At 62.1% G+C, this 25,415-nt stretch carries 23 protein-coding genes; 21 read left to right on the top strand and 2 right to left on the bottom strand.

The features are described from left to right. Positions 1 to 35: 35 nt before the first annotated feature. Genes ACRTG1_RS04035 through cydX form a run of 3 tightly spaced genes read left to right on the top strand, consistent with a single transcriptional unit; the run spans position 36 to position 2,927 of the window. Positions 36 to 1,613: a cytochrome ubiquinol oxidase subunit I gene (locus tag ACRTG1_RS04035; protein WP_206544355.1), complete on the top strand. Its 1,578-nt coding sequence runs from the start codon at positions 36 to 38 to the stop codon at positions 1,611 to 1,613. A 5-nt stretch (positions 1,614 to 1,618) separates the two neighbouring features. Next, positions 1,619 to 2,776 carry a cytochrome d ubiquinol oxidase subunit II gene (gene cydB / locus ACRTG1_RS04040; RefSeq protein WP_432515781.1) on the top strand — a complete coding sequence of 386 codons (1,158 nt, stop codon included), beginning with the start codon at positions 1,619 to 1,621 and terminating at the stop codon, positions 2,774 to 2,776. A gap of 34 nt (positions 2,777 to 2,810) precedes the next feature. Continuing rightward, on the top strand, positions 2,811 to 2,927 hold the full coding sequence (gene cydX / locus ACRTG1_RS04045) for a cytochrome bd-I oxidase subunit CydX (protein ID WP_113153809.1): 117 nt from the start codon (positions 2,811 to 2,813) through the stop codon (positions 2,925 to 2,927). Positions 2,928 to 2,997: 70 nt separating this feature from the next. On the opposite strand, the gene ACRTG1_RS04050 is transcribed toward cydX, so the two are convergent. Then, positions 2,998 to 4,308 carry a mechanosensitive ion channel family protein gene (locus ACRTG1_RS04050; RefSeq protein ID WP_432515783.1) on the bottom strand — a complete coding sequence of 437 codons (1,311 nt, stop codon included), beginning with the start codon at positions 4,306 to 4,308 and terminating at the stop codon, positions 2,998 to 3,000. 195 nt (positions 4,309 to 4,503) lie between these two features. On the opposite strand from ACRTG1_RS04050, the gene ACRTG1_RS04055 reads away from it, so the two are divergent. The 12 genes from ACRTG1_RS04055 (at position 4,504) to trmB (ending at position 17,399) form a co-directional block, all read left to right on the top strand. After that, positions 4,504 to 6,687, top strand: a complete 2,184-nt coding sequence (locus tag ACRTG1_RS04055; protein WP_432515784.1) for a malate synthase G — start codon at positions 4,504 to 4,506, stop codon at positions 6,685 to 6,687. Positions 6,688 to 6,752: 65 nt separating this feature from the next. Next, the gene (gene tsaB / locus ACRTG1_RS04060) at positions 6,753 to 7,433 is read left to right on the top strand and encodes a tRNA (adenosine(37)-N6)-threonylcarbamoyltransferase complex dimerization subunit type 1 TsaB (RefSeq protein ID WP_432515785.1); all 681 of its coding nucleotides are present in this window, start codon (positions 6,753 to 6,755) and stop codon (positions 7,431 to 7,433) included. Then, entirely contained in the window at positions 7,433 to 7,915 is a 483-nt protein-coding gene (locus ACRTG1_RS04065) for a GNAT family N-acetyltransferase (RefSeq protein WP_206544358.1), read from the top strand. Before tsaB ends, ACRTG1_RS04065 begins: the two co-directional genes overlap by 1 nt. 107 nt (positions 7,916 to 8,022) lie before the next feature. After that, complete coding sequence (locus ACRTG1_RS04070; protein ID WP_432515786.1) at positions 8,023 to 8,817, top strand: lysophospholipid acyltransferase family protein; 795 nt, start codon at positions 8,023 to 8,025, stop codon at positions 8,815 to 8,817. 123 nt (positions 8,818 to 8,940) lie between these two features. Beyond that, complete coding sequence (miaB, locus tag ACRTG1_RS04075; protein WP_283800388.1) at positions 8,941 to 10,293, top strand: tRNA (N6-isopentenyl adenosine(37)-C2)-methylthiotransferase MiaB; 1,353 nt, start codon at positions 8,941 to 8,943, stop codon at positions 10,291 to 10,293. Positions 10,294 to 10,352: 59 nt separating this feature from the next. Next, positions 10,353 to 11,321: a PhoH family protein gene (locus ACRTG1_RS04080; protein WP_113153816.1), complete on the top strand. Its 969-nt coding sequence runs from the start codon at positions 10,353 to 10,355 to the stop codon at positions 11,319 to 11,321. Positions 11,322 to 11,334: 13 nt separating this feature from the next. Further along, positions 11,335 to 11,838, top strand: a complete 504-nt coding sequence (gene ybeY, locus ACRTG1_RS04085) for an rRNA maturation RNase YbeY (protein ID WP_206544360.1) — start codon at positions 11,335 to 11,337, stop codon at positions 11,836 to 11,838. A 162-nt stretch (positions 11,839 to 12,000) separates the two neighbouring features. Continuing rightward, positions 12,001 to 12,936 carry a hemolysin family protein gene (locus ACRTG1_RS04090; protein WP_206544776.1) on the top strand — a complete coding sequence of 312 codons (936 nt, stop codon included), beginning with the start codon at positions 12,001 to 12,003 and terminating at the stop codon, positions 12,934 to 12,936. Between the two features lie 123 nt (positions 12,937 to 13,059). Beyond that, positions 13,060 to 14,643: an apolipoprotein N-acyltransferase gene (lnt, locus tag ACRTG1_RS04095; RefSeq protein ID WP_206544361.1), complete on the top strand. Its 1,584-nt coding sequence runs from the start codon at positions 13,060 to 13,062 to the stop codon at positions 14,641 to 14,643. A gap of 132 nt (positions 14,644 to 14,775) precedes the next feature. Next, positions 14,776 to 15,189 carry a helix-turn-helix domain-containing protein gene (locus tag ACRTG1_RS04100; RefSeq protein ID WP_113156121.1) on the top strand — a complete coding sequence of 138 codons (414 nt, stop codon included), beginning with the start codon at positions 14,776 to 14,778 and terminating at the stop codon, positions 15,187 to 15,189. Between the two features lie 192 nt (positions 15,190 to 15,381). Further along, entirely contained in the window at positions 15,382 to 16,662 is a 1,281-nt protein-coding gene (gene metK / locus ACRTG1_RS04105; protein ID WP_113153819.1) for a methionine adenosyltransferase, read from the top strand. Between the two features lie 32 nt (positions 16,663 to 16,694). Then, positions 16,695 to 17,399: a tRNA (guanine(46)-N(7))-methyltransferase TrmB gene (trmB, locus tag ACRTG1_RS04110; RefSeq protein WP_206544363.1), complete on the top strand. Its 705-nt coding sequence runs from the start codon at positions 16,695 to 16,697 to the stop codon at positions 17,397 to 17,399. 192 nt (positions 17,400 to 17,591) lie between these two features. Here the strand turns inward: trmB and ACRTG1_RS04115 are convergent, their stop codons facing one another. Next, positions 17,592 to 17,756, bottom strand: a complete 165-nt coding sequence (locus ACRTG1_RS04115; protein WP_204360859.1) for a hypothetical protein — start codon at positions 17,754 to 17,756, stop codon at positions 17,592 to 17,594. Positions 17,757 to 18,021: 265 nt separating this feature from the next. Between ACRTG1_RS04115 and rimP the strand changes: the two genes are divergently transcribed. The 6 genes from rimP to truB all read left to right on the top strand — a co-directional run bounded on the left by rimP (position 18,022) and on the right by truB (position 25,339). Further along, positions 18,022 to 18,711, top strand: coding sequence for a ribosome maturation factor RimP (gene rimP / locus ACRTG1_RS04120; protein WP_113153820.1), 690 nt, complete (start codon positions 18,022 to 18,024; stop codon positions 18,709 to 18,711). Position 18,712: 1 nt separating this feature from the next. Beyond that, positions 18,713 to 20,392 (top strand): transcription termination factor NusA, encoded by a 1,680-nt coding sequence (gene nusA / locus ACRTG1_RS04125; protein ID WP_432515787.1) that lies wholly within the window; start codon positions 18,713 to 18,715, stop codon positions 20,390 to 20,392. A gap of 132 nt (positions 20,393 to 20,524) precedes the next feature. Continuing rightward, the gene (locus tag ACRTG1_RS04130; protein WP_113153822.1) at positions 20,525 to 21,160 is read left to right on the top strand and encodes an RNA-binding protein; all 636 of its coding nucleotides are present in this window, start codon (positions 20,525 to 20,527) and stop codon (positions 21,158 to 21,160) included. Next, the gene (infB, locus tag ACRTG1_RS04135) at positions 21,157 to 23,760 is read left to right on the top strand and encodes a translation initiation factor IF-2 (RefSeq protein WP_113153823.1); all 2,604 of its coding nucleotides are present in this window, start codon (positions 21,157 to 21,159) and stop codon (positions 23,758 to 23,760) included. The genes ACRTG1_RS04130 and infB overlap by 4 nt, the downstream gene beginning before the upstream one ends. Positions 23,761 to 23,999: 239 nt before the next feature. Continuing rightward, the gene (rbfA, locus tag ACRTG1_RS04140) at positions 24,000 to 24,404 is read left to right on the top strand and encodes a 30S ribosome-binding factor RbfA (protein WP_113153824.1); all 405 of its coding nucleotides are present in this window, start codon (positions 24,000 to 24,002) and stop codon (positions 24,402 to 24,404) included. Then, positions 24,404 to 25,339 (top strand): tRNA pseudouridine(55) synthase TruB, encoded by a 936-nt coding sequence (truB, locus tag ACRTG1_RS04145; protein ID WP_113153825.1) that lies wholly within the window; start codon positions 24,404 to 24,406, stop codon positions 25,337 to 25,339. The genes rbfA and truB overlap by 1 nt, the downstream gene beginning before the upstream one ends. Positions 25,340 to 25,415 lie beyond the last annotated feature (76 nt).

A 25,415-nucleotide genomic window follows, 5' to 3' on the forward strand; every position in this document is an offset into this window, starting at 1 on the left:
CGAAGACCAAAGGAGCCGGAAAGCCGGATGAAACAATGGAACTGAACATCGTTGATCTCTCGCGGTTGCAGTTTGCGATTACCGCGCTCTATCACTTTCTGTTCGTCCCGCTGACGCTTGGGCTGTCGGTGCTGATCGCCATCATGGAGACGGTCTACGTGATGACCGGCCGCACCATATGGCGGCAGATGACAAAGTTCTGGGGCACGCTTTTCGGCATCAACTTCGTGCTGGGCGTCGCCACCGGTATCGTGATGGAATTCCAGTTCGGCATGAACTGGAGCTATTACAGCCACTATGTGGGCGACATCTTCGGCGCGCCGCTTGCCATTGAGGGCCTGATGGCCTTCTTCCTGGAAGCGACCTTTGTCGGGTTGTTCTTCTTCGGTTGGGACAAGCTTTCAAGGCTCGGGCACCTGGCCGCCACCTGGGCGGTGGCTATCGGCTCAAACTTCTCGGCGCTGTGGATCCTCATCGCCAATGGCTGGATGCAGAACCCGGTCGGCTCTGCCTTCAACCCGCAGACCATGCGCATGGAAGTAACCGACTTCTTCGCGGTACTCACCAACCCGGTGGCGCAGGCGAAATTCGTTCACACGGTCTCCGCCGGCTATGTCACGGCTTCCGTTTTTGTGCTCGGCGTGTCCGCCTGGTACCTGCTCAAGGACCGGCACAGGGATCTGGCCAAGCGCTCGATGACGGTTGCGGCCTCGTTCGGTCTCGCCTCCGCGCTGTCGGTCGTGGTTCTGGGCGATGAGAGCGGCTATCTCGAAGGCGAGCATCAGAAGATGAAGCTCGCGGCCATTGAGGCCATGTGGGAGACGGAGCCCGCACCGGCATCCTTCACCGCTTTCGGCTTCCCCGATCAGGAGGCCCGCAAGACGCATTACGCCGTTCACATTCCATGGGTGATGGGCATCATCGCGACACGCTCGCTCACCACCGAGATCCCCGGCATCGTGGAACTGGTGGAGCATGCCGAGGAGCGCATCAGACAGGGCATCATCGCCTATGACGCGCTGCAGGACATTCGCGCGGCAGGCAGCACGGCCGCCATCCCGGATGAAGCCCGCGAGGCGTTTGAGGAGAATGGCGGGAACCTCGGCTATGCGCTGCTCCTGAAGCCCTATGTGGACGATCCGCGCGAGGCCACGGATGCACAGATCGCACAGGCGGCGAATGACACGGTTCCAAACGTGCCGACGCTGTTCTGGACCTTCCGCATCATGGTCGGGCTCGGCTTCTCCTTCATCGCGCTGATGGGCGTGTTCTTCTACCTGTCCGCACGTCACAGGCTGGATCGCTATCCGTTCCTGCTGCGCCTTGCGGTGATCGCGATCCCGCTGCCGTGGATCGCTGCCGAATGCGGCTGGATCGTCGCGGAGTTTGGCCGTCAGCCGTGGATCATCGAGGGCATCCTGCCCACCGCCGCCGCCGTGTCGAACCTTGGCGCTTCGACGGTGCTGATGACGATCATCGGCTTCTCGGCAATCTACACCGTGCTCTTCATTGTCGAGATGACGCTCATGCTGCGCGCCATCCGGAAGGGCCCCGAACCCGATGATGAGCCGGAGGCCGCGTTCGGTCCCCGCGCCTTCGTTCCGGCGGAGTAAAGATCATGATCCTTCACACGCTTATCGACTATGAAACCCTGCGCGTGATCTGGTGGCTGCTGCTTGGCGTGCTGCTGATCGGCTTCGCCGTCACTGACGGTTTCGATCTGGGAACGGGGGCGCTCCTGCCCTTCGTGGCCAAGACGGACACGGAGCGCCGTGTCGTCATCAACGCGGTCGGCCCGGTCTGGGAAGGCAACCAGGTCTGGCTGATCCTGGGTGGCGGCGCGATCTTCGCCGCCTGGCCGCCGCTCTATGCGGTGTCCTTCTCGGGCTTCTATCTCGCCATGTTCGCCATCCTGTTCGCGCTCATCCTGCGTCCGGTCGCCTTCAAGTACCGGTCCAAGCGCGAAAACCCGACCTGGCGGGCGACCTGGGACTGGGCGCTGTTCATCGGTGGCTTCGTGCCGTCGCTGATCTTCGGTGTGGCCGTGGGCAATGTCCTGCAGGGCGTGCCGTTCCGGCTCGAAAACGATCTGCGCATTTTCTATGAGGGCACGACGCTCATCGAGCTGCTCAACCCGTTTGCGCTTCTTTGCGGCCTTCTGTCGGTTTCGATGCTGGTCATGCATGGCGCGTCCTGGCTGATGGTCAAGACGTCTGGTCCGATTGCCGATCGCGCCCGCGCCTTCGGCAGCATCGCTGCGGTCGCGACCATCGTGCTGTTCGCGCTCGGCGGGCTGTGGCTGTGGGCCGGCATCGACGGATACCGCATCACCAGCGCCATCGTCACGGACGGTCCGTCCAACCCGCTCGCCAAAACGGTGGAGCAGGCAGGCGGCGCATGGTTTGCCAATTATGCCGCGCATCCATGGATGATGGCCGCGCCCGCGTTCGGCTTTCTCGGCGCAACGCTCGCCCTGATCCTGTTCCGCGCACGGCGCGAGGTGACGACGCTTCTTTCCAGTGCGCTGTCGGTGCTGGGCATCATCTCCACCGTTGGTGTGTCGATGTTTCCCTTCATCCTGCCGTCCTCCATCGCACCGGGTGCGAGCCTGACGGTGTGGGACGCTTCGTCCAGCCACCTCACCCTGTTCATCATGCTGGTGGTGACGGGCATCTTCGTGCCGCTGATCGTTGCCTATACGAGCTGGGTCTACAAGGTGCTGTGGGGCAAGGTCGACGAAGAGGAAATTCGCGAAGGCAAGGGCCACGCTTACTGAGCGGGCCGCGCGACAAAGACAAGGAGATCAGGACATGTGGTATTTCGCATGGTTGCTCGGACTTCCCCTCGCTGCGGCTTTCGCCGTGCTGAACGCGATGTGGTACGAGCTGATGGACGATGCAGCGAAGAAGAAGGAAGCCGGAGAGTAATCTTCGCGCCCTTTGCATCACGGATGAACATCGAAACGCCGGCCCCGCGCCGGCGTTTTGCTTTTCAGGCTCAGTCCCCGGTGGCGGGTCTCGCAGGACCGGTCGGAGGCTGCTTCATGATCACCTCGCGGTGCGGATAGGGGATCTCGATGCCGTTTTCCTTCAGCGTGTCCCACAGCGCGAGCAGCACCTTGCCGCGCACATTGGTCAGGCCCTGCTGCGGGTCGCGGATCCAGAACCGCAGAACGAAGTCGAGTGAGGAATCGCCAAAACCGGTGAGCCAGCAGACGGGCCGGCGGTCGGCATCCACGCGCCCCACGCTGATTGCCGCTTCGATGGCAAGCGCGGAAACCTGATGCGGATCGGCTTCGTAGGATACGCCGAAGGGCACGTCGAGGCGCACCATCTCGTCGCTGAACGACCAGTTGATGACCTGCTGCGTGATGAAGTCCTCATTGGGGATCAGATATTCGCGCCCGTCGCGGGTGATGACGGAGACGAAACGCGCCCTCAGTTCGCGGATCCAGCCGAATGTGTCGCCGAGCGTGATCGTGTCGCCCGGTTTGATGGACTTGTCGAGCAGGATGATGATGCCCGAAATGAAATTGGAGACGACCTTTTGCAGGCCGAAGCCGAGGCCCACGCCAATGGCGCCGGAAAACACGGTGAGCGCCGTCAGGTCCACGCCGACGGAGGAAAGGGCGATGCCGCCGGCGGCGATCACCAGCCCGATCTTGACCAGCTTGCCGAGCAGGACGCGGATCGACGGCGTGAGTTCGTCGGAGCGCTGGACGCGCTCATCAAAGTAATTGCCGATGACGATGGCGAGCCAGACGGTGGCGGTGAGAAGCACTGCCGCCTTCAATAGCACCAGCGCGCTCAGTCGCGTCTTGCCGAGCGGCAGGGCCAGCGTGTCGAGAAAGGCGGCAGCCTCGTCATTGACGCCCAGAATGACGATGGCCGCGTAGGTCCAGGCGATCCAGCCGATGGTCCGGGCAAGCAGGCGGTTGCGGATGATGCGCGAGACGACCGAGGTGAACAGCCAGGCAAGCGACAGCGACAGCGTCAGCGAGATCAGAACGGTGCGGCTTGGCCAGGTGCTGGCGCGCAGCACGGTCAGCACGATGAAAAGCAGTATGACGAAGAGAATCCAGTCCGTGCGCCGCATCAGCGCGATGATCACGCGCAGAAGCCCCTGATGCCCCTTGATGCGCCGGGCGCGGGCCTCCAGCCGGTTCTCCAGTCCCTGCGAAGAGAGCTTCGCGACAATGAACAGGATCGCAATGATTGCGAGCTGGTAGAAGGTCCAGGGGTTGGCGAGATTGATGAGCTCGGTCCGCACCCAGTTCGCAATCTCGATCAGGATATCCACGAACGCCATGGCTAACAGTAGAGCATTTTTGGCCTGTGCGGAATGCTCGCCTCCGGTGTCGGGCGGATCGGTCGTTCGGCAAAAGAGTGGCTCAACCTTGCTTCACGTTGAAACTTCTTCGCCATCCGGCGAATTGACCGCGTGACGCTGGCGTGGTGAAAGCAGTGCATCATTTCTGACATCGGGAAGAGGAGTGTCTGCCAAATGGAAAATCGCGTTGAGCTTCATGGGTTGAAGGTTGCGGAAGAGCTGCGTGATTTCGCCGTAAAAGAGGCACTGCCCGGCACGGGCATCGAGCCCGACAGGTTCTGGAAAGCGCTGGCGGAGATCGTGAACGATCTCGCCCCGAAGAACCGCGCGCTGCTGGCCAAGCGCGACGCGCTGCAGGAAAAGATCGACGCCTGGTACAGGGAAAACGGCGCGCCCGCCGATCAGGAAGCCTATCAGGCGTTCCTGCGCGAGATCGGTTATCTGCTGCCGGAAGGCGAGGCCTTCTCGGTCTCCACGGAGAATGTCGATCCGGAAATCGCCACCGTCGCCGGGCCGCAGCTCGTCGTTCCGGTGATGAATGCGCGCTATGCGCTCAACGCGGCCAATGCACGCTGGGGCTCGCTCTACGATGCGCTTTACGGCACGGACGCCATCTCCGACGATGACGGCGCGGAAAAGGGCAAGGGCTACAATCCGAAGCGCGGCGAAAAGGTCATCGCCTGGGCGCGCGCCTTCCTTGATGGCAGCGCGCCGCTCGACGGTGCTTCCTGGACGGACGTCACCGGGCTTTCGGTTGTCGACGGTCAGCTCGTGGCGAAAACCGCGGGTGGTGAAGCGCGCCTGAAGGACGCCGCGAAGTTCACCGGTTATCGCGGCGAAGCCGATCAGCCGACCGCCGTTCTGCTCGCCACCAATGGCATGCATGCGGAAGTCGTGATCGACCGCACGCACCCGATCGGCAAGACCGATGCGGCGGGCATTGCCGATGTGGTGCTGGAATCGGCGCTGACCACGATCCAGGATTGCGAGGATTCCGTCGCCGCCGTGGACGCGGAAGACAAAATTGTCGTCTACCGCAACTGGCTCGGCCTGATGAAAGGCGACCTCGAAGAACAGGTGACGAAGGGCGACAAGACCTTCACCCGCCGCCTGAACCCCGACCGCGAATACACCGCGCCCGATGGCGGCACGCTCACGCTGCCCGGCCGTTCGCTGATGCTGGTGCGCAATGTCGGTCACCTGATGACCAACCCGGCCATCCTGGACGCCGATGGCAATGAAGTGCCGGAAGGCATCATGGACGCGCTGTTCACCGCAGCCATCGCGCTGCACGATGTCGGCGCAGACGGTCGCCGCATGAACAGCCGCGCGGGCTCCATGTATGTGGTGAAGCCGAAGATGCACGGCCCTGAAGAAGTGGCCTTCGCGGTGGAACTGTTCGGTCGCGCCGAGGAAGCGCTCGGCATGGCGCCGAACACCATGAAAATGGGCATCATGGATGAGGAGCGCCGCACCACGATCAATCTGAAGGAGTGCATCCGCGCCGCGCGCGAGCGGGTGGTCTTCATCAACACCGGCTTCCTCGACCGCACCGGCGACGAGATCCACACCTCCATGGAAGCCGGCCCGATGATCCGCAAGGGCGACATGAAACAGGCCGCCTGGATCGCGGCCTATGAGAACTGGAATGTCGATATCGGTCTGGAATGCGGCCTTTCCGGACACGCACAGATCGGCAAGGGCATGTGGGCCATGCCGGATCTGATGGCGGAAATGCTGGTGCAGAAGATCGGCCATCCGAAGGCCGGTGCGAACACCGCCTGGGTGCCGTCGCCAACGGCAGCCACGCTCCACGCCATGCATTACCACACGGTTGATGTGCATGCGGTGCAGGCTGAATTGAAGAACCGCAAGCGCGCAGCGCTTTCCGATATCCTTTCGGTGCCGGTCGCCACGCGGCCCAACTGGACGCCGGAGGAAATCCAGAAGGAGCTCGACAACAACGCGCAGGGCATTCTGGGCTATGTGGTGCGCTGGATCGATCAGGGCGTCGGCTGTTCCAAGGTGCCGGACATCAACGATGTGGGCCTGATGGAAGACCGCGCAACGCTGCGGATTTCCGCACAGCACATGGCAAACTGGTTACACCATGGTGTCGCCAGCGAAGCGCAGGTGATGGAAACGATGAAGCGCATGGCGGCTGTCGTTGACCGGCAGAATGAAGGCGATCCACTCTATCGCCCGATGGCTTCGGATTTCGATGGTTCCATCGCTTTCCAGGCGGCCTGCGACCTTGTGTTCAAGGGACGGGAGCAGCCCAATGGCTACACCGAGCCGGTTCTGCATGCGCGCCGTCTTGAACTCAAGGCGGCGGACAGGGCAAATAGGGCTTCCTGACCCGCTGATGGCGCATCGGATTCGCCGGCGGTTTGAAACGAAAAGGACGCCGGGCTGACGTCTCGATGAACATTCTTGCAATCGACACTGCGGCGGCGCTCTGCGCCGCCTGCGTTTATGACACCGATAAGGACCGCGAACTCGGCCGGCATGTGCTGGATCTGGGCAAGGGGCATGCCGAACATGTCATGTCCGTGATCGAGCAGACGCTTGCGAGCGCGGGCCTTGGCTATGACGCGCTTGGGGCGGTGGCCGTTTCGGTCGGGCCGGGCTCGTTCACCGGTGTGCGCGTGGGCGTTTCGGCAGCGCGCGGGTTGGCGCTGGCGCTCAAGGTTCCGGCCATCGGCGTTTCCACGCTGGAGGCGCTTGGAGCCGAGGCGCATGCAGCCATTCCCGGCCGTCCCGTTCTGGTGGCGCTGGGGCAGCGGGTGCAGAATTTGTTTGCCGCCGGTTACGACAGCGAAGGCCGCGCCGTTTTGGCGCCGGAAAGCCTGCCGGTGGAGGCGCTTGCCGAATGGGCGCTGCGCGAAAACGCCGTCGTCTATGGCGCTGCAGCGGCGCTGGTCGCCGAGGCTGCGCCATCCGCTCTTGATGTTCATTCTGCCGGAGCAACGGCTGACATTGCCACCTTTGCCCGACTGGCGGCGGCCAAGGGGCCGGGCAGCGAGCCGCCCAGGCCACTTTACCTGCGCGCGCCGGAAGCGGCTCCCCAGCAGAATTTCGCCCTGCCGCGAAAGGAAGGCTGATGGCGCTTTTTCCAAGACGGCGTGAGTTCGTCGTGCGGCCGCTGGAAGTGGCCGACAGTCTGGTTCTGGCTGACATGCATGCGGAGGGCTACGCCCGCCCGTGGAGCGATGCCGAGTTTGAATCTCTCCTCACGCAGGAGGGCGTGTTCGGCTTTGCGGTCGTGGAAGTGGGGCGAAAGCCCGGGCAGATGGCCGGCTTCGTGCTTGCGCGTCAGGCGGCGGATGAAGGCGAGATCCTAACCATTCTCGTGACGCGCAGTCACAGACGCCAGGGCCTTGGCCGGCAACTGATGGATGCGGTTCTGTTCCGGCTGCATGGCGACCGTGTGTCGGCGCTCTTCCTCGAAGTGGACGAAACCAACACGGCGGCAATCGCGCTTTACCGCCGGCTCGGTTTCCTGCAGGTGGGCGGCCGACCGGACTATTACCGCGATGCGAGCGGCAAGCGCACCAGCGCGCTGGTGATGCGCCGTGATCTTTAGACGGTTTCTGCCAGCGCGGTGTTTCCCCCCGGCGGAGAAATGCTGTAAGCGTCCATCCCTCGCAAGGGGGCCGCATTGGGCCGCAGAGAGGGGCTGATCAAGGGCTGATGTTCAGCACGTTTCGTTTCGTCATCGCGATCCTGGTGATCGCGTTCTACACGCTTCCGCTCATGGTGGTGCAGGAAATCGCGCTGCGCACACCGCTCCTCAGCGACCGCATCGTGCCGCGCCTGTGGCACCGGCTCACCCTGCGCATGCTTGGCGTTCGGGTGCGCATGGAAGGCAGCCCGGCGAAAGACCGGCCGTTGATGATCGTCGCCAACCATGTGTCATGGCTCGACATTCTGGTGCTTGGTTCGCTCGATGGCGTGCACTTCATTGCCAAGTCGGAAATGCGCACATGGCCGATCCTCGGCACGTTCGCCAGGCAGCAGCGCTCCGTTTTTGTCGAGCGTGAGCGCCGTCGCTCCTCGCCGGAACAGGCGCGCGAGATCGCCGAACGGCTGGCCGATGGCGATCCGATGGTGCTTTTTGCCGAGGGCACGACCGGCGACGGAAACCGGGTGCTGCCCTTCAAGAGCACGCTGTTTGGCGCGGCACAGCTGGCGCTTGCCAGCGACAGGGCCGACAGCGTCACGCTGCAGCCGGTGGCGCTCATCTATGTGAGCAAGGGCGGGCTCCGGCTCGACCGGCGCGAGCGCGCGGCCATTTCGTGGATCGGCGACACCGACCTTCTGCCCAATCTGATCACGCTCTGGCAGTCACGGCCTATCGATATCGCTGTGCGCTATGGCGATCCGATCCCGTTTCTGGCAAAAGGCGACCGCAAGACCGTCACGCGGGAAGCCGAGGCGCAGGTGCGCGCCATGCTTACGGCAGGCTTACGCGGCACCGAAATTTGACGGATTCATCACACAGCGAAGAATCGTCTGTTTTTTGACACGCAAAAACGTTAGGAAACCGGCATGGAAGAGAATATCGCGCCGGAAATTGGCGGCACCGAAAACACTGGCAACGCATCCGAAATGCGCCCCGCCGACAAGAAGGTTTTCGTAAAAACCTACGGCTGCCAGATGAATGTCTACGATTCGCAGCGCATGTCGGATGCGCTGGCGGCGGATGGCTATGCGCCAACGGACCAGATCGAAGAGGCGGACCTCGTTCTCCTCAACACCTGCCATATCCGCGAAAAAGCGGCGGAAAAGGTGTATTCGGAGCTTGGTCGTCTGCGCGTGCTCAAGGAAGAGCGCAGCCAGGCCGGCCGCGAAACAGTGATCGGCGTTGCCGGTTGCGTTGCGCAGGCCGAGGGGCAGGAAATCCTGCGCCGTGCGCCCGCCGTCGATCTGGTGATCGGGCCGCAGACCTATCATCGCCTGCCCAAGGTGGTGAAACGCGCGCTCGGCGGCGAGAAGATCGTCGAGACCGAATACGCCATCGAAGACAAGTTCGAGCATCTGCCGCAGCCGCAGAAGCGCGTGGTGCGCAATCGTGGCGTGACGGCGTTTCTGACCGTGCAGGAAGGCTGCGACAAGTTCTGCACCTTCTGCGTCGTGCCCTATACGCGCGGTTCGGAAGTGTCGCGCCCGGTGGCGCAGATCGTTGCCGAGGCGGAGCGCCTTGCCGAGGGCGGCGTGCGCGAAGTCACGCTGCTTGGCCAGAACGTCAACGCCTGGCATGGCGAGGGCGCGGATGGCCGCGAATGGGGGCTCGGCGAGCTTCTGTTCCGGCTGGCGGAAATCCCCGGTCTTGACCGGCTTCGCTACACGACAAGCCATCCGCGCGACATGGATGATGCGCTGATCGCGGCCCATCGCGATCTGCCCAAGCTGATGCCCTATCTGCATTTGCCGGTTCAGTCGGGCTCCGACCGCATCCTCAAGGCCATGAACCGCAAGCACACGGGCGACGATTACCGCCGCCTGATCGACCGCATTCGTGCGGCGCGTCCCGATATCGCCATGTCGGGCGATTTCATCGTCGGCTTCCCCGGCGAGACGGATCAGGATTTCGAGGACACGATGCAGCTCGTGCGCGACGTGACCTATGCGCAGGCCTTTTCGTTCAAATATTCGCCGCGGCCGGGAACGCCGGGTGCGGATCTTGGCGATCAGGTGCCGGAGGCGGTCAAGGACGAGCGGCTTCAGGCGCTTCAGGCGCTGCTCATCGAGCAGCAGCGCGGTTTTGCCAAAAGCCTGATCGGTCGTGAGATGGACGTGCTTCTGGAGAAGCCCGGCCGTCAGCCCGGTCAGCGCGTCGGGCGTTCGCCATGGCTCCAGCCTGTGATTGTTGATGAAAAGGCCGGCGAAATCGGCGACATTGTTTCTGTTAGAATCACGGAAGCGGGACCGAACAGCCTGTTTGCCGAACCGGTGTTGTAAAGGAGGGGCGCTTGACCGCCAGCACTGAGTTGAAGAACCAGCCCTCCGGGGCGTCGGACATGGCGCACATCGTGCTGACCTTCGATGACAACAAGCTGGCCAGCGCCCTTTACGGGCCTTTCGACGAGAATCTGGCCCAGATCGAGCAGCGGCTTGGCGTCGACATTCGCTCCAAGGGCAATGAGCTCTCGGTGAAGGGAGACAGCGTTGCAACGGCGCAGGCGCGCCGTGCGCTCGACTATCTCTATGATCTTCTCCAGAAGGGCACGGAGCTTGCTCCATCCGACGTGGACGGGGCCGTGCGCCTCGCCATTGCCGCCGATGAGCAACTGACCCTTCCGACGATGGAGGCAAAGGGAAAGCTCGCCGCGGCGCAGATTTCCACGCGCAAGCGCACCGTGTACGCCCGCTCGGCCAATCAGGACGCCTATATGCGCGCTCTGGAGCGTTCGGAGCTGGTGTTCGGCATCGGGCCGGCCGGCACGGGCAAGACCTTCCTTGCCGTCGCCTATGCCGCCATGCTTCTGGAGCGCGGCGTTGTGGATCGCATCATCCTCTCGCGCCCGGCGGTTGAGGCGGGTGAGCGGCTGGGCTTCCTGCCCGGCGACATGCGCGAGAAGGTCGATCCCTATCTGCGCCCGCTCTATGACGCGCTTTACGACATGATCCCGGCGGAAAAGGTGGAACGCGCGCTGGCAGCCGACGTGATCGAGATCGCGCCGCTCGCCTTCATGCGCGGCCGCACGCTGGCCAATTCGGTGGTCATCCTCGATGAGGCGCAGAACACCACGCCGATGCAGATGAAAATGTTCCTGACGCGGCTTGGCGAGAATGCGCGCATGATCGTGACCGGCGATCCGAGCCAGATCGACCTGCCGCCCAACACCAAGTCGGGCCTGGTCGAAGCACTTGAGGTTCTGGGCGACGTGCCTGGCATCGTTACGGTTCGCTTCGGAGAGAAGGATGTGGTGCGCCATCCGCTGGTGGCAGCCATTGTCCGGGCCTACGACAAGAAGACGCGGGACTGATCCGCACAAGCCGATGACTGAAGTTTCCCCTGCCGGTGAGATCCCGGCAATCGACATTGAAATCACCGTTGAAGCCGGTGACTGGGCGCCTGAGGCCGCGCTTCAGGCGCTGGCCGAGCGCGCCATCGGGGCTGCGGCCGCGACAATCGCGCTTCAGCCCGACGAGAGTGGCGCGGTGAGCCTGCTGTTTACGGGCGACGCCGAGATCCGCGTTCTCAATCGTGAATGGCGCGGCAAGGACAAGCCGACCAATGTGCTTTCGTTTCCGGCCCCCGACATGATCAATCCGGGACCGGAACTGCCGCCTCTCGGCGACATCATCATCGCCCATGAAACCGTTGCGCGAGAAGCTGCGGAAGAGGCGAAAACGTTCGATCATCACCTCACCCACCTCATCATTCACGGTTTTTTGCATATCATGGGATATGATCATGAGACCGATGAAGAGGCGGAAGAGATGGAAGATCTGGAACGCAAAGCGTTGCAGACCCTTGCCATTGATGATCCCTATGCCTAACTGAAGGTCTCAATTGAACAAACGGCCATGACAGAAAACACGATGATCGCAACAGGCGACGCGCCTGGAGGCGAGACGAGATCCCCCGAGGAGGGGGAAGAGGGGTCTAGTAGACCTCCCCCGCGAAGCTCCGGAAGCCGCCTGTCCCTCTGGGAGAGAATGATGGCTGCACTTGGCATTCGAAACGGATCTTCGATCCGCGAAGACCTTGCAGACGCGCTCGACGAGCAGACCCACGACACTGCTGCCTTCTCGCCCGGCGAACGGGCGATGCTCAAGAACATCCTGAGGCTGCGCGAACTACGCGTCGAGGATGTGATGGTGCCGCGCGCCGATATCGAAGCCATCGAACTCGGCACCACGCTTGGCGAACTGCTCAACGCGTTTGAGAAGTCCGGACATTCCCGCATGCCGGTCTATGGCGAGACGCTGGATGATCCGCGCGGCATGGTGCACATTCGTGATGTGGTCAGCCACATCACCAAGACCGCGCGTGCGAAGAGAAGCCGCAGCCGCAAAACCCCGGAACCGGTGGCTTTTGACCTCGCAAAGGTGGATCTGGATCGCACGATCGGCGATCTCAGCCTTCTGCGCTCGATCCTGTTCGTCCCGCCGTCCATGCTGGCGTCCGACCTGATGGCGCGCATGCAGGCCTCCCGCACGCAGATGGCGCTCGTCATCGATGAGTATGGCGGCACCGACGGTCTCGTATCGCTGGAAGACATTGTCGAAATGGTTGTCGGCGATATCGAGGACGAGCACGATGACGACGCCCCGCTGATCGAGCAGATCGGCGAGGATGCGTTTGTCGTGGACGCCAAGGCGGAGATCGAGGACGTCGCGGAGGTGATCGGCGACGAGTTCCACGCCGAGGAGCACTCCGAGGACGTGGACACGATTGGCGGCGTGATCTTCAATACGCTGGGCCGCGTGCCCGCGCGTGGCGAAGTCGTGCAGGCCATCCCGGGCTTTGAATTCCAGGTGCTCGATGCCGATCCGCGCCGCGTCAAACGTGTCCGTATTGTACACAATCGGGCGGCTGAGCGGCGTCGGCGTGCCACGCGCGCGCCCGAAAACGGGGTGGATCAGGCCTCCTGACCACCGCGTTTACCCCCTGAAACAGGCCCTTATGCACACGAAACAGTTTGCCGAAACGGTTTCAAACCTCGGCAATCTGTAGATACTTCAGCTACGTATGATTCGTGTTGCGCGGGTGGTTTGATGGAAAGCGTCGCCGGACGGCTGATTTTGCTTAGCGGATGGCGGCGCTATTTTGTCGCACTTTTGGCCGGCGGGCTGGCTGCATTTGCGCAGCCGCCGTTTGATTTTTTCGCCGCCTGCTTTGTTTCTTTCCCGATTCTTGTCTGGCTTCTCGATGGCGCGGTTGGCGACGGTCGGGGGCTTCTGGCGCGGCTGCTGCCGGCATTCAAAATCGGTTGGTGGTTCGGCTTCGGCTATTTTCTGTTCGGGCTCTGGTGGATCGGCAATGCATTGCTGGTCGAAGCAGAGAACTTTGCCTGGCTCTTGCCGTTTGCTGTCGTCGGACTGCCGGCAGTTCTTGCTGTCTTTTACGGATTGGCTGCAGCGCTTGCGCGATCATTCTGGTCGGACGGAATTTTCAGGCTCGTTGCTCTCGCCTTTGCTTTCGGCGTCATCGAATGGATTAGAAGCGTCGTCCTGACGGGCTTTCCGTGGCATGCAATTGGTTATGCCGCCATGCCGACTTTGCTGACGATGCAATCGGCTAAGCTGGTCGGATTAGCCGGGATGAATTTCCTTTCAGTCCTTGTATTTTCCATGCCCGCATTGCTTGGCACGCGACGTCATCTCTTCGTCGGAATGAGTATTGCGATTGGTCTTGTCGCTATACATTTGGTCTATGGATACATAAGTCTTTCTACTTCCAGTGATGCCGAGAAGACCATCGCCGTTCGCATGGTCCAGCCGTCAATAATGCAGACCGAGAAATGGGACGCCGAGGAGCAGGCGCGCATCTTCGATCTGCTGCTTAGCCTGTCCCGTCAGCCTGCAATCGACGATGCTCCAAAGCCAAGCGTCATCATCTGGCCCGAGACCGCGGTGCCTTTCCTGTTCACCGATCGCCCCGAAGCGCTGGCGGAACTGGGCGACCTTCTGGACGAGGGGCAGATTCTGATCACGGGGGCGGTGCGCTCGGAGCCGGGCGAAACGCTGGCCGCGACGCGTTACTACAATTCAGTGGTGGCGATCGGGCCGGACGGTTCGATCCTCGATGCGGTCGACAAGGTCCATCTGGTGCCGTTCGGCGAATATGTGCCGCTCGCCAACTTGTTGAATAAGCTTGGAATTGAAGAGCTCGTGCAGTCGGCAGGGCCGTTTACCGCCGGCGGATCCCGGCACGCGATCTCGCTCAATTCGGATGTTAATGCTTTACCTTTTGTTTGCTATGAAATCATTTTCCCGTGGCTTGTCGATGGCGCTGCAGAAAAGGCGGATGTCCTTCTGAACGTGACCAATGATGCATGGTTTGGCGTGTCGCCGGGGCCCTATCAGCACTTCCGCCAGGCACGCCTGCGCGCAATCGAAAACGGCGTTCCACTGGTGCGTTCGGCCAATTCAGGCATCTCGGCCGTCGTGGATTCAACGGGCCGCATAGTCGATGCATTCGACCTGAATGTCGTCGGTGTTATGGATGTCGCGGTCCCCCTCGATAGAAATAATCAATTTAAATTTTTAAAACCGGGAACCAACTGGCTGTTTATCGCGTTTGGTTTTGGGTTCCTGCTTTTGATGTCAAGTATTGTTCGGCGGCTGAGGGCGAATTGACATCGCCCCTTTCAGCTACGCATAGTGCATAAGCCGACTACATCGCAGTTCGATTTTCGCAGGCTTGGGGCTCTGTGAGTCGGGCTGGTACGTCGGTCAATGGCAACCCCGTGCCGGACGGCGAGGGAAGTGATGAACAAAAACAAGAAAAAACCGAATCCGATCGATATTCATGTTGGTGGTCGGATCAGGCTTCGTAGAAACATGCTTGGTATGAGCCAGGAGAAACTTGGCGAGAGTCTGGGCATAACGTTTCAACAAATTCAGAAATACGAGAAGGGCACAAACCGCGTCGGTGCGAGCCGGCTTCAGGCCATTGCTTCGGTCTTAAGCGCGCCGGTGTCGTTTTTCTTTGAGGGCGCACCGGGCGAAGACACAGAGTCCGCGAAGGGCATGGGCGAGGAGAGCGCCGACTTCGTTGTAGACTTCCTCAACAGCAGCGAAGGCGTTCAGCTGAATCGTGCTTTCGTGAAAATTTCGGACCCCAAGGTCCGCCGGCGGGTCATTGACCTCGTCAAGGTTCTGGCCACCGAAAACCAGGATTGAGCCAGGCTCGATCTCATCCATTCAAACAGTTCGATGGATTGATCACGACCCAGGTGCGGGGAGTGGGCGTATGTCCACTTCCCGTTTTGACTCGTGTGACCGCCGTTTTGCTTGACGTTTGAGGCAGAGCTTGGCTAACAGGGGGCGCCTGTTGCCGGCATATTGACCGGCTTCTTCTCAGAGGGGATACCCGTGGCGCGCAAGAACTATCTCTTTACAAGTGAATCCGTTTCCGAAGGCCATCCGGACAAGGTGTGTGATCGCATCTCGGACGAGATCGTCGATCTGGTCTATCGGGAAGCCAAGAAGTGCGGCATGGATCCGTGGAAGGTCCGTGTTGCGTGCGAAACGCTGGCCACGACCAACCGCGTCGTGATCGCCGGTGAGGTTCGCGTCCCCGAGACGCTGCTCAAGCGGGACAAGCAGACCGGCGAGATCGCCACGGATTCCCAGGGCAATCCGCTGATCAACCCGTCGCGCTTCCGTTCGGCTGCGCGCCGCGCAATCCGCGCCATTGGCTATGAGCAGGACGGTTTTCACTGGAAGACCGCGAAGATCGACGTGCTGCTGCACGGCCAGTCTCCCGACATCGGCCAGGGCGTCGACAATGCCGCCGACCGTCAGGGCGAAGAAGGCGCTGGCGACCAGGGCATCATGTTCGGTTACGCCTGCCGCGAGACGCCGGACCTGATGCCGGCGCCGATCTACTATTCGCACAAGATCCTTCAGCTTCTGGCCGATGCCCGCAAGGCGGGTGAAGGCGATGCCGGCAAGCTTGGCCCGGATGCGAAGGCGCAGGTTACCGTCCGTTACGTGGATGGCATGCCCAAGGAAGTGACGGAAATCGTTCTGTCCACCCAGCATCTCGATCCTTCCTGGAACAGCGCCAAGGTGCGTGAAGTCGTCGAGCCTTACATTCATGAGGCGCTTTCTTCCGGCGGCATCGGAATCGCGGCTGACTGCAACTGGTACATCAACCCGACCGGCAAGTTCGTCATTGGCGGCCCGGACGGCGATGCAGGTCTCACCGGCCGCAAGATCATCGTCGACACCTATGGCGGCGCAGCGCCCCATGGCGGCGGCGCGTTCTCCGGCAAGGACACCACCAAGGTGGACCGTTCCGCAGCTTACGCCGCGCGTTACCTGGCGAAGAATGTCGTTGCGGCCAATCTTGCCGAGCGTTGCACCATCCAGCTTTCCTACGCCATCGGCGTTGCCCAGCCCCTGTCGGTCTATGTGGATCTGCATGGCACAGGCCGCGTCTCCGAGGAGGAGCTGGAAGTGGCAATCCGTGAGGTGATGGATCTGTCGCCGAGCGGCATTCGCCGTCATCTCGACCTGAACCGCCCGATCTACGCCAAGACCGCAGCCTATGGTCATTTCGGTCGCAAGGCAGGGCGTGACGGTTCGTTCTCCTGGGAGCGCACCGATCTGGTGAAGGCTCTCAAGCAGGCAGTCGCAAAAGCCGCTTAAGGCGGCTTTTGCTGGATTTTTCGGAACGACACATGGCTGAAGAACGGCGCACACGATCAACGGAAGCCTTTTTCGGCCGTCGTCACGGAAAGCGGCTGCGTCCCAGGCAGGACGCAGCCCTTGCCGCCCTTCTGGACGGCGCATTGATTGATCTGGGTGAGGCGGCGCCTGCCGATGTGCGGGCGCTGTTTCCCGGTTCGGTCGAAAATGTGCGGCTGGAGATCGGTTTCGGCGGTGGCGAGCACCTGCTTAGCGAGCTGGCGCGTCATCCGCAGAGCGGTTTCATCGGTGTGGAGCCCTTCGTCAACGGCATGGCCAAGCTGGCCTCGGCGGTCGATGAGGCCGGCGGCGTACCGTCCAATCTGCGGATTTACAATGATGACGCGACGGAGCTTCTGGACTGGCTTCCCGAGGCGTCCATAAGCGGGATCGATCTGCTTTATCCCGACCCGTGGCCGAAGAAGAAGCACTGGAAGCGGCGGTTCGTGAACCCGCTCAATCTGGACCGGTTCGCACGCGTGCTGAAACCCGGTGGCCGGTTCCGGTTTGCGTCCGATATCGACACCTATGTCGACTGGACCTTGCTGCACTGCGATGCGCATCCGGCTTTCACCTGGCCGGCGCAGAGTGCGGATGACTGGCGCGAGCCCTATGAAGGCTGGCCGGGAACGCGTTACGAGGCGAAAGCCATCCGTGAGGGCAGAACGCCTGCCTATCTCACTTTTCTCAGGGTCTAGGCTGGGGCCATTCTCAGGCCCGTGAGCATTGTGCCGTCAGGTGGTGTCGCCTGACCGGCAGCAATTCCAGGAAAAGTGGGAACCGGTTTTCCGTCCGGAATTGCGTAAAGACAATGAGTCAGGGCATTCTCGCGTTTCAACGAAAAGCGGAAATGCTCTAGCACAGGGTAACAGGCCTGAACGGCCGCGTTCTTAACGGTTGCGCGTGGCGTAAAACTGCTCGGGATCAATGCCGAGACGGCGCAAATCGGCATCCGGTGCGCGACGGCGATTGCGGACTGCGGACGACACGGCGACCGCGCTTTCAATAACGCCGAAAAATTCACCGATTCCAGACACGAAGCTGCGTGCGGACATCTCTCTGCTCCTTCAATTGTGCGATGCAGCATAGTTAGGCCGCAGCCGGAGATTTGGGAACCGACGTTACGGCAGGGCTGCCATGCATTTGTGCGGTGCAACAATTGCGCGCCGGGTTGCCAGCAGCGCGCCGGCAAATGCAGCGCGGGCCTTGAAAAGAAGCAGCGTCTCGGCTATATGAAATTCAAATTCTTGGTCGATATGACGGAGAGTGGGTCCCGCCGGTCCCGCTCTTTTTTGTTAGATACGACCGTCCGGAGGTTGGATGACGGCAATTTCAGAAGACAGGAACGACGATGATCGGCTGATCCGCGAAAGCGGAATCGAGGCGCGCGTTGCTGCGATCATCATCCCTGTTCTTGGGGCAATCGGCTATCGTCTGGTGCGCGTCCGTATGACCGCGCAGGACGGTGCGACGCTGCAGATCATGGCCGAGCGGCCCGACGGCACGATGACCGTCGAGGATTGCGAGGAAGTCAGCCGGGCGCTTTCGCCCGTGCTTGATGTGGAAGATCCCATCGATACGGCCTATCAGCTTGAGATCTCTTCGCCGGGCATCGACCGCCCGCTGGTGCGCAAGGAAGATTTCGCTGCGGGTGAAGGGCATCTGGTCAAAATCGAAACCTCGATCCTGCTCGACGGGCGCAAGCGCTTCCGCGGCTTCATCGTCGAGAACGACGAGGAAACCGTGACGATCGAGCCGGAAACGGTCGAGGAAGATGGGGACGAGGATGTCCTCTTTGGTATCCCCTTTGAGGCGATTGCCGAGGCACGGCTTGTCCTGACGGACGATCTGGTGCGCGACGCCCTGAAGCAGGAAAAGGAAGAGCGCCGCGAGCGCAAGCGCAATCGCCGCCCTTCCGCATCGGAAAGGGCCGCGCAGCGGTCCGCCAAACAAGACGCAACTGAGCCGGCCGGGGACGAAGAACCCGGAACCCACGCCGAAGGAGAGTGATATGGCAGTCAGTGCGAACAGGCTGGAGCTTCTCCAGATCGCCGACGCGGTGGCCCGCGAGAAGTCCATCGACAAGCAGATCGTCATCGCCGCCATGGCCGATGCCATCCAGAAGGCCGCGCGGTCGCGCTATGGTCAGGAGACCAATATCCGCGCCGACATCAACCCGCAGACGGGTGAGATGAAGCTGCAGCGCCTGATGGAAGTCGTCGAGAATGTCGAAGAGCCGGCACGCGAGATTTCCATGCGCGATGCCCGCACGCGCAATCCGGACGCACAGCCCGGCGATTTCCTCGCCGAGCAGCTTCCGCCCATGGATTTCGGCCGCATCGCCGCACAGTCCGCCAAGCAGGTGATCGTGCAGAAGGTGCGCGAGGCCGAGCGCGACCGTCAGTATGACGAGTACAAGGATCGCATCGGCGAGATCGTCAACGGCACCGTCAAGCGCGTCGAATATGGCAATGTCATCGTCGATCTGGGCCGTGGCGAAGCGATCATCCGTCGCGACGAGCTGATCCCCCGCGAAATCTTCAAATATGGCGACCGCGTCCGCGCCTATGTCTATGACGTGCGGCGCGAGCAGCGCGGCCCGCAGATCTTCCTGTCGCGCACGCATCCGCAGTTCATGGCGAAGCTCTTCACCATGGAAGTGCCGGAAATCTACGACGGCATCATCGAGATCCGTTCGGTGGCCCGCGATCCGGGCTCGCGCGCGAAGATCGCGGTCATCAGCCACGATTCCTCGATCGATCCGGTCGGCGCCTGTGTGGGTATGCGTGGTAGCCGCGTTCAGGCGGTTGTCGGCGAGCTTCAGGGCGAGAAGATCGACATCATTCCGTGGAACGAGAACGCCGCTTCCTTCATCGTCAACGCACTGCAGCCGGCCGAAGTCGCCAAGGTGGTGCTGGATGAGGACGCAGAGCGCATCGAGGTTGTGGTGCCGGACGACCAGCTTTCGCTGGCCATTGGCCGCCGCGGTCAGAACGTGCGCCTGGCGTCGCAGCTCACCGGCTGGGACATCGACATCCTGACCGAGGAAGAAGAGTCGGGCCGCCGCCAGAAGGAATTCACCGAGCGTTCGTCGCTCTTCATGGATGCGCTGAACGTCGACGAGATGGTTGGCCAGGTGCTCGCTTCCGAAGGCTTCAGCAGCGTCGAGGAAGTGGCTTACGTGGACTCCGGCGAGATTGCCTCCATCGATGGCTTCGACGAGGAAACAGCCGAAGAGATCCAGATGCGCGCCCGCGAATATCTCGAGCGCATCGAGGCCGAGTTCGACGCCAAGCGCAAGGAGCTGGGCGTTGAGGACGAGCTGCGGGAGATCCCGGGCATCACCACCGCGATGATGGTTGCCGTCGGCGAAGACGACGTGAAGACCATCGAGGACTTCGCAGGCTACGCCGTCGACGATCTGGTTGGCTGGAAAGAGCGCAAGGACGGCGAGACCAAATTCGAGCCGGGCGTTCTGTCCAAGTTCGACGTTTCGCGCGCCGAGGCCGAGCAGATGGTTGTGGCCGCCCGTCTGAAGATGGGCTGGATTTCCGAGGAAGACCTCGTGACCGAGGCTGAGGAAGAGGCAGAAGCCTCTGCTGAGGTTGAGGCCGAGGCTGTGGAAGGCACTGAAGAAGCTGCCGTCGAGGGTGCGGAAGCGCCCGAGAAGGCAGAAGGCGCAGAGGCCTGATATGATGGCTGCAGAGCGCGTGACGGTCCCCGTGACACATGCAGCGCGCTCTGCAAACCTGTTTGATCGTGGTCCTGTGGAGCCGCGCTGCGATGCGCGTTAGCAGGATGTTCTGGAGATATCGTGGAAGACATGAACGACCGCAAATGCATTGTCTCGCGCGAGGCGCGACCTGCGGAGGACCTGATCCGGTTCGTCGCGGGCCCGGACGGCATGGTCGTTCCCGATCTGAAGCGCAATCTACCGGGACGCGGGTGCTGGGTCACTGCTGACCGCGCCCATGTCGACAAGGCAGCGGAGAAGAACCTTTTCGCCCGTGCCTTGAAAACTTCGGTCAGACCGCCAGATAATCTCGGCGCTCTGGTCGATGAATTGCTCTCAAAAGCCGCTCTCGGCTCTCTTGGGCTTGCGCGCAAGGCCGGAGCCGTGGCATTGGGTGCGGCGAAGGTTGAGGCTTCGGTGCGCAGTGGCAAGGCCTATGGCGTGTTGCATGCCCGCGAAGGCTCGCATGACGGGGTTCGCAAGATCACCGCTGCCCGACGCGCGGTGGTTCATATGGGCGGACCAGCGATACCGGCTTACAAACTCTTTTCCGAAGAAGAAATGAGTTTGGCATTGGGAGCCACAAATGTGATACATGCTGCCGTGTTCGGGCGGGACGCGGGCAAGGCGGCGCTGAAACGCGTAAATGCGCTCGGGACTTTTCGAGGCGAAAGCGCGGACAAACCGGCAGCGGTTGCACTGGGCACCGCAGAGGATGTGGAATGACGGATACGAAAACCGGTGACGACAAGACGCTGAGCGTCGAGAAGAAGAAAACACTGACGCTGAAGCGGCCCTCCGTTGAGCAGGGCACCGTGCGCCAGAGCTTCTCGCATGGACGCTCCAAGTCTGTCGTCGTCGAGACGAAGAAGCGAAAGTTCTCGCGGCCTGACGAACGCGGCGAGGCGGCTCCGGCGCCGACACCCGCACCGGCCCCGACTCCGGCGGCGGCAAAGCCGAAGCCGGCTGCGCCCAAGCCTGCGCCGCAGCGCCATCGTGAGCGTCCGCGTCCGCCGCAGGGCGGCAACCGTTCCGGCGTGGTTCTGAACGAACTCTCCAAGGAAGAGCTGGAAGCGCGCCGTCGCGCCCTTCAGGATTCCAAGGTTCGTGAGGCCGAGGAGCGCAAGCGCGCTGCCGAGGACGCCAAGCGCCGGGCAGAAGAAGAAGAGCGCCGTGAGCGCGAGCGGGCAGAGTCCGCACGCCGCCAGGCCGAAGAAGAAGAGCGTCTCAAGGCCGAAGCCGAAGCGCGTCGTCGCGCCGAGGAAGAAGCCAGCCGCCGCGCACCGCCGGCTCCCGCCGCAGAGGCGACGCCCGCCCCGGCGCCGAGCGACGATGGCGATGCCCGCTCCAAGAGCAAGGGCACGCCGATCAAGCGCGCCGCGCCCAAGGTTGAAGCTCCGCGCACGCCTGCAAAGCCGCGCACCGACGATCAGCGTCGCCGTGGCAAGCTCACGCTCAATCGCGCGCTTTCCGACGATGGCGAGACGCGCGGACGTTCGCTCTCCTCGATGCGTCGCCGCCAGGAGAAGTTCAAGCGCGCCCAGCATCAGGAGCCGCGTGAGAAGATCGCCCGCGAGGTGGTTGTTCCCGAGACGATCACCATTCAGGAACTCGCCCAGCGTATGGCCGAGCGCGCCGTGGACGTGATCAAGTTCTTCATGAAGCAGGGCCAGATGTTGAAGCCCGGCGACGTGATCGACGCTGACACCGCCGAGCTGGTGGCCGAGGAGTTTGGCCACACCGTGAAGCGCGTTGCCGAGTCCGATGTGGAAGAGGGCCTCTTCAACATTGAGGACAAGACCGAGGACCTGAAGTCGCGTCCGCCGGTCGTGACCATCATGGGCCACGTCGACCACGGCAAGACCTCGCTTCTCGACGCGATCCGCAAGGCGAACGTCGTTTCGGGCGAAGCCGGTGGCATCACCCAGCATATCGGCGCATATCAGGTCGAGCAGGACGGTCAGAAGATCACCTTCATCGATACGCCCGGTCACGCCGCCTTTACCGCGATGCGCGCCCGTGGTGCGGAAGCCACCGACATCGCCATCCTCGTGGTGGCGGCTGACGACAGCGTGATGCCGCAGACCATCGAGTCCATCAATCACGCCAAGGCTGCCGGCGTTCCGATCATTGTTGCCATCAACAAGGTCGACAAGCCGGAAGCAGACCCGAACAAGGTCCGCACCGAGCTGCTGCAGCACGAGGTGTTTGTGGAATCCATGGGTGGTGAAGTCCTCGACGTCGAGGTCTCCGCCGTCAAGGGAACCAACCTCGACAAGCTGCTCGAAGCCGTTCTGCTGCAGTCCGAGGTTCTGGAACTCAAGGCCAACCCGGATCGCTCCGCCGAAGGCGTCGTCATCGAAGCCAAGCTCGACCGCGGTCGTGGCTCGGTCGCCACCGTGCTGGTGCAGGCCGGCACGCTCAAGACCGGTGACATCATTGTTGCCGGCAATGAGTGGGGCCGCGTGCGTGCGCTGATCGACGATCATGGCGACCAGGTGAAGGAAGCTCCGCCCTCCATGCCGGTTGAGGTTCTGGGTCTTCAGGGCCCGCCGCAGGCCGGTGACCGCATTGCGGTTGTCGAGAGCGAAGCCCGCGCCCGCGAGATCTCCGAATACCGCCAGCGTCTGGCGCGCGAGAAGTCCGTTGCCCGCCAGGCGGGTCAGCGCGGTTCGCTCGAGCAGATGATGTCGCAGCTGCAGGACACGGGCCTGAAAGAGTTCCCGCTCATCGTCAAGGGCGACGTGCAGGGCTCCATCGAAGCCATTGCCGGCGCGCTCGACAAGCTGGGCACCGACGAGGTTCGCGCACGCATCGTTCACTCGGGTGCCGGCGCGATTACGGAAAGCGACGTGTCGCTGGCCGAGACCTCGGGCGCCGCGATCATCGGCTTCAACGTTCGCGCCAACAAGCAGGCGCGCGACGCAGCCGAGGATGCAGGCATCGAGATCCGCTACTACAACATCATCTACGACCTCGTGGATGACATCAAAGCGGCCATGTCCGGCCTTCTGTCGCCGGAGCGTCGCGAGACCTTCCTCGGCAACGCCGAGATCCTGGAAACCTTCAACGTCACGAAGGTCGGCAAGGTTGCCGGTTGCCGTGTCACCGAAGGCAAGGTCGAGCGTGGCGCCGGCGTGCGTCTCATCCGCGACAGCGTGGTGATCCACGAAGGCAAGCTGAAGACGCTCAAGCGCTTCAAGGACGAGGTTTCCGAAGTGCCTGCCGGTCAGGAATGCGGCATGGCGTTCGAGAACTACGAAGACATTCGCCCCGGCGATGTCATCGAGGCCTATCGCGTCGAGATGGTCACGCGCTCGCTCTAGGTCGTCGTGCGTCCATCCGGACGCACAAAGGACGATCCGGATTGTTGATGGAGCATCGGAACTGCCGAAAACCGGTTTTCACTTTTCGGTCCGATGCTCTGGTGCGCGTACGTTTGGAACGTGGAAGATGGGGCACTTGATGCCCCATCTCTCATTCCGGCGTCTGACGTTCCGCTTTCATAATTTGCCGATATCCGCGATGCGGATACAATAGGGCTTTCCCCGCAAGAAGGTGCTCCATGCCGTCTTCCGCTCCCTCACAACGCCAGCTCCGCGTCGGCGAGCAGGTCCGTCATGCAATCTCGCAGGCGCTGCAGCGCGGCGATGTCAGCGACGATGCGCTCGCCAATACGGTGATTTCGGTTTCCGAGGTGCGCATGTCGCCGGACCTCAAGATCGCCACGGCCTATGTTTCGCCGCTGGGCGCTGCCGACAAGGATGTGGTCGTCGCGGCGCTCAACCGCCATGCGCGCTACATTCGCGGCCGTATCACCCCGGCCCTGCGGCAGATGAAATACATGCCGGAGCTGCGGTTCCGGGTGGATGACAGTTTCGAGAATTTCAACAAGATCGATCGCCTTCTGAAGTCGCCGGAAGTGGCCCGCGACCTGGGGGACGACGACGGCAATGAGGATGATCTTTGATGGCGCGACGCGGTAAGCGAAAGGGACGTCGTATCAATGGCTGGCTGATTCTGGACAAGACAGCCAATATGGGGTCCACCAACGCCGTTTCGAAGATCAAGTGGTTGTTCAATGCGGAGAAAGCGGGCCATGCAGGCACGCTCGATCCGCTGGCTTCCGGCATGCTGCCCATCGCGCTTGGCGATGCGACCAAGACCGTTCCCTTCGTCATGGACGGCGCGAAGGTCTATCGCTTCAAGGTTGCCTGGGGCGAGGAGCGCTCCACCGACGATCTTGAGGGTCCGGTCACCCAGACATCCGACGAGCGCCCGACCGAAGAGGCCGTGCGCGCGCTTCTGCCGAACTACACCGGCATCATCATGCAGACGCCGCCTCAATATTCCGCCGTGAAGATCGGCGGCGAGCGTGCTTACGATCTTGCCCGCGAGGGCGAGACGGTGGAAATCGCCGCGCGCGAAATCGAGATCGGCCGGCTAGACCTGGTTTCGTTCACGCCGGATGAGGCGGTTTTCGAGGTCGAATGCGGCAAGGGCACCTATGTGCGCAGCCTCGCACGCGACATGGGGCGCGATCTGGGTTGCTACGGCCACATCGCCGAACTGCGCCGTACCGAGGTCTATCCGTTCGTGGACGAACAGCTCGTCACGCTGGAAGCCCTTGAGGAAGCGCTGGAAGACTGCGACCGCGAGGCTGGCGACTTTGCAGCGCTCGACGCCTATCTTCTCGACATTGCAACGGCGCTCGAAGGGCTGCCGGAAGTTGCCGTCACCGATGACGCCGCAGCGCGTCTCAGGCTCGGCAATCCGGTGATCGTGCGCGGACGCGATGCGCCGGTGGAAGCGCCCGAAGCCTGGGCAAGCGCCCGCGGACGCCTTGTGGCGCTTGGCGCCGTCGAGGCCGGCATGTTCAAGCCGAAGCGCGTTTTCGCCGCCTGAAGCTGCCGGCCCGACCACTCCGATCTCAATCCGGCAACAGAACGATTTCTGCAATTCGCCGCGCAACCCTTGGCCG

The sequence above is a fragment of the Nitratireductor sp. PBL-C9 genome, from assembly GCF_050877045.1.
GTDB lineage: Bacteria > Pseudomonadota > Alphaproteobacteria > Rhizobiales > Rhizobiaceae > Nitratireductor > Nitratireductor aquimarinus.

Bases quoted from the DNA above. Each gene is read 5' to 3' on its own strand.
- ACRTG1_RS04035 (WP_206544355.1), top strand. From the start codon at position 36: ATGGAACTGAACATCGTTGATCTCTCGCGGTTGCAGTTTGCGATTACC.
- cydB (WP_432515781.1), top strand. From the start codon at position 1,619: ATGATCCTTCACACGCTTATCGACTATGAAACCCTGCGCGTGATCTGG.
- cydX (WP_113153809.1), top strand. From the start codon at position 2,811: ATGTGGTATTTCGCATGGTTGCTCGGACTTCCCCTCGCTGCGGCTTTC.
- ACRTG1_RS04050 (WP_432515783.1), bottom strand. From the start codon at position 4,308: ATGGCGTTCGTGGATATCCTGATCGAGATTGCGAACTGGGTGCGGACC.
- ACRTG1_RS04055 (WP_432515784.1), top strand. From the start codon at position 4,504: ATGGAAAATCGCGTTGAGCTTCATGGGTTGAAGGTTGCGGAAGAGCTG.
- tsaB (WP_432515785.1), top strand. From the start codon at position 6,753: ATGAACATTCTTGCAATCGACACTGCGGCGGCGCTCTGCGCCGCCTGC.
- ACRTG1_RS04065 (WP_206544358.1), top strand. From the start codon at position 7,433: ATGGCGCTTTTTCCAAGACGGCGTGAGTTCGTCGTGCGGCCGCTGGAA.
- ACRTG1_RS04070 (WP_432515786.1), top strand. From the start codon at position 8,023: ATGTTCAGCACGTTTCGTTTCGTCATCGCGATCCTGGTGATCGCGTTC.
- miaB (WP_283800388.1), top strand. From the start codon at position 8,941: ATGCGCCCCGCCGACAAGAAGGTTTTCGTAAAAACCTACGGCTGCCAG.
- ACRTG1_RS04080 (WP_113153816.1), top strand. From the start codon at position 10,353: ATGGCGCACATCGTGCTGACCTTCGATGACAACAAGCTGGCCAGCGCC.
- ybeY (WP_206544360.1), top strand. From the start codon at position 11,335: ATGACTGAAGTTTCCCCTGCCGGTGAGATCCCGGCAATCGACATTGAA.
- ACRTG1_RS04090 (WP_206544776.1), top strand. From the start codon at position 12,001: ATGGCTGCACTTGGCATTCGAAACGGATCTTCGATCCGCGAAGACCTT.
- lnt (WP_206544361.1), top strand. From the start codon at position 13,060: ATGGAAAGCGTCGCCGGACGGCTGATTTTGCTTAGCGGATGGCGGCGC.
- ACRTG1_RS04100 (WP_113156121.1), top strand. From the start codon at position 14,776: ATGAACAAAAACAAGAAAAAACCGAATCCGATCGATATTCATGTTGGT.
- trmB (WP_206544363.1), top strand. From the start codon at position 16,695: ATGGCTGAAGAACGGCGCACACGATCAACGGAAGCCTTTTTCGGCCGT.
- ACRTG1_RS04115 (WP_204360859.1), bottom strand. From the start codon at position 17,756: ATGTCCGCACGCAGCTTCGTGTCTGGAATCGGTGAATTTTTCGGCGTT.
- rimP (WP_113153820.1), top strand. From the start codon at position 18,022: ATGACGGCAATTTCAGAAGACAGGAACGACGATGATCGGCTGATCCGC.
- nusA (WP_432515787.1), top strand. From the start codon at position 18,713: ATGGCAGTCAGTGCGAACAGGCTGGAGCTTCTCCAGATCGCCGACGCG.
- ACRTG1_RS04130 (WP_113153822.1), top strand. From the start codon at position 20,525: ATGAACGACCGCAAATGCATTGTCTCGCGCGAGGCGCGACCTGCGGAG.
- infB (WP_113153823.1), top strand. From the start codon at position 21,157: ATGACGGATACGAAAACCGGTGACGACAAGACGCTGAGCGTCGAGAAG.
- rbfA (WP_113153824.1), top strand. From the start codon at position 24,000: ATGCCGTCTTCCGCTCCCTCACAACGCCAGCTCCGCGTCGGCGAGCAG.
- truB (WP_113153825.1), top strand. From the start codon at position 24,404: ATGGCGCGACGCGGTAAGCGAAAGGGACGTCGTATCAATGGCTGGCTG.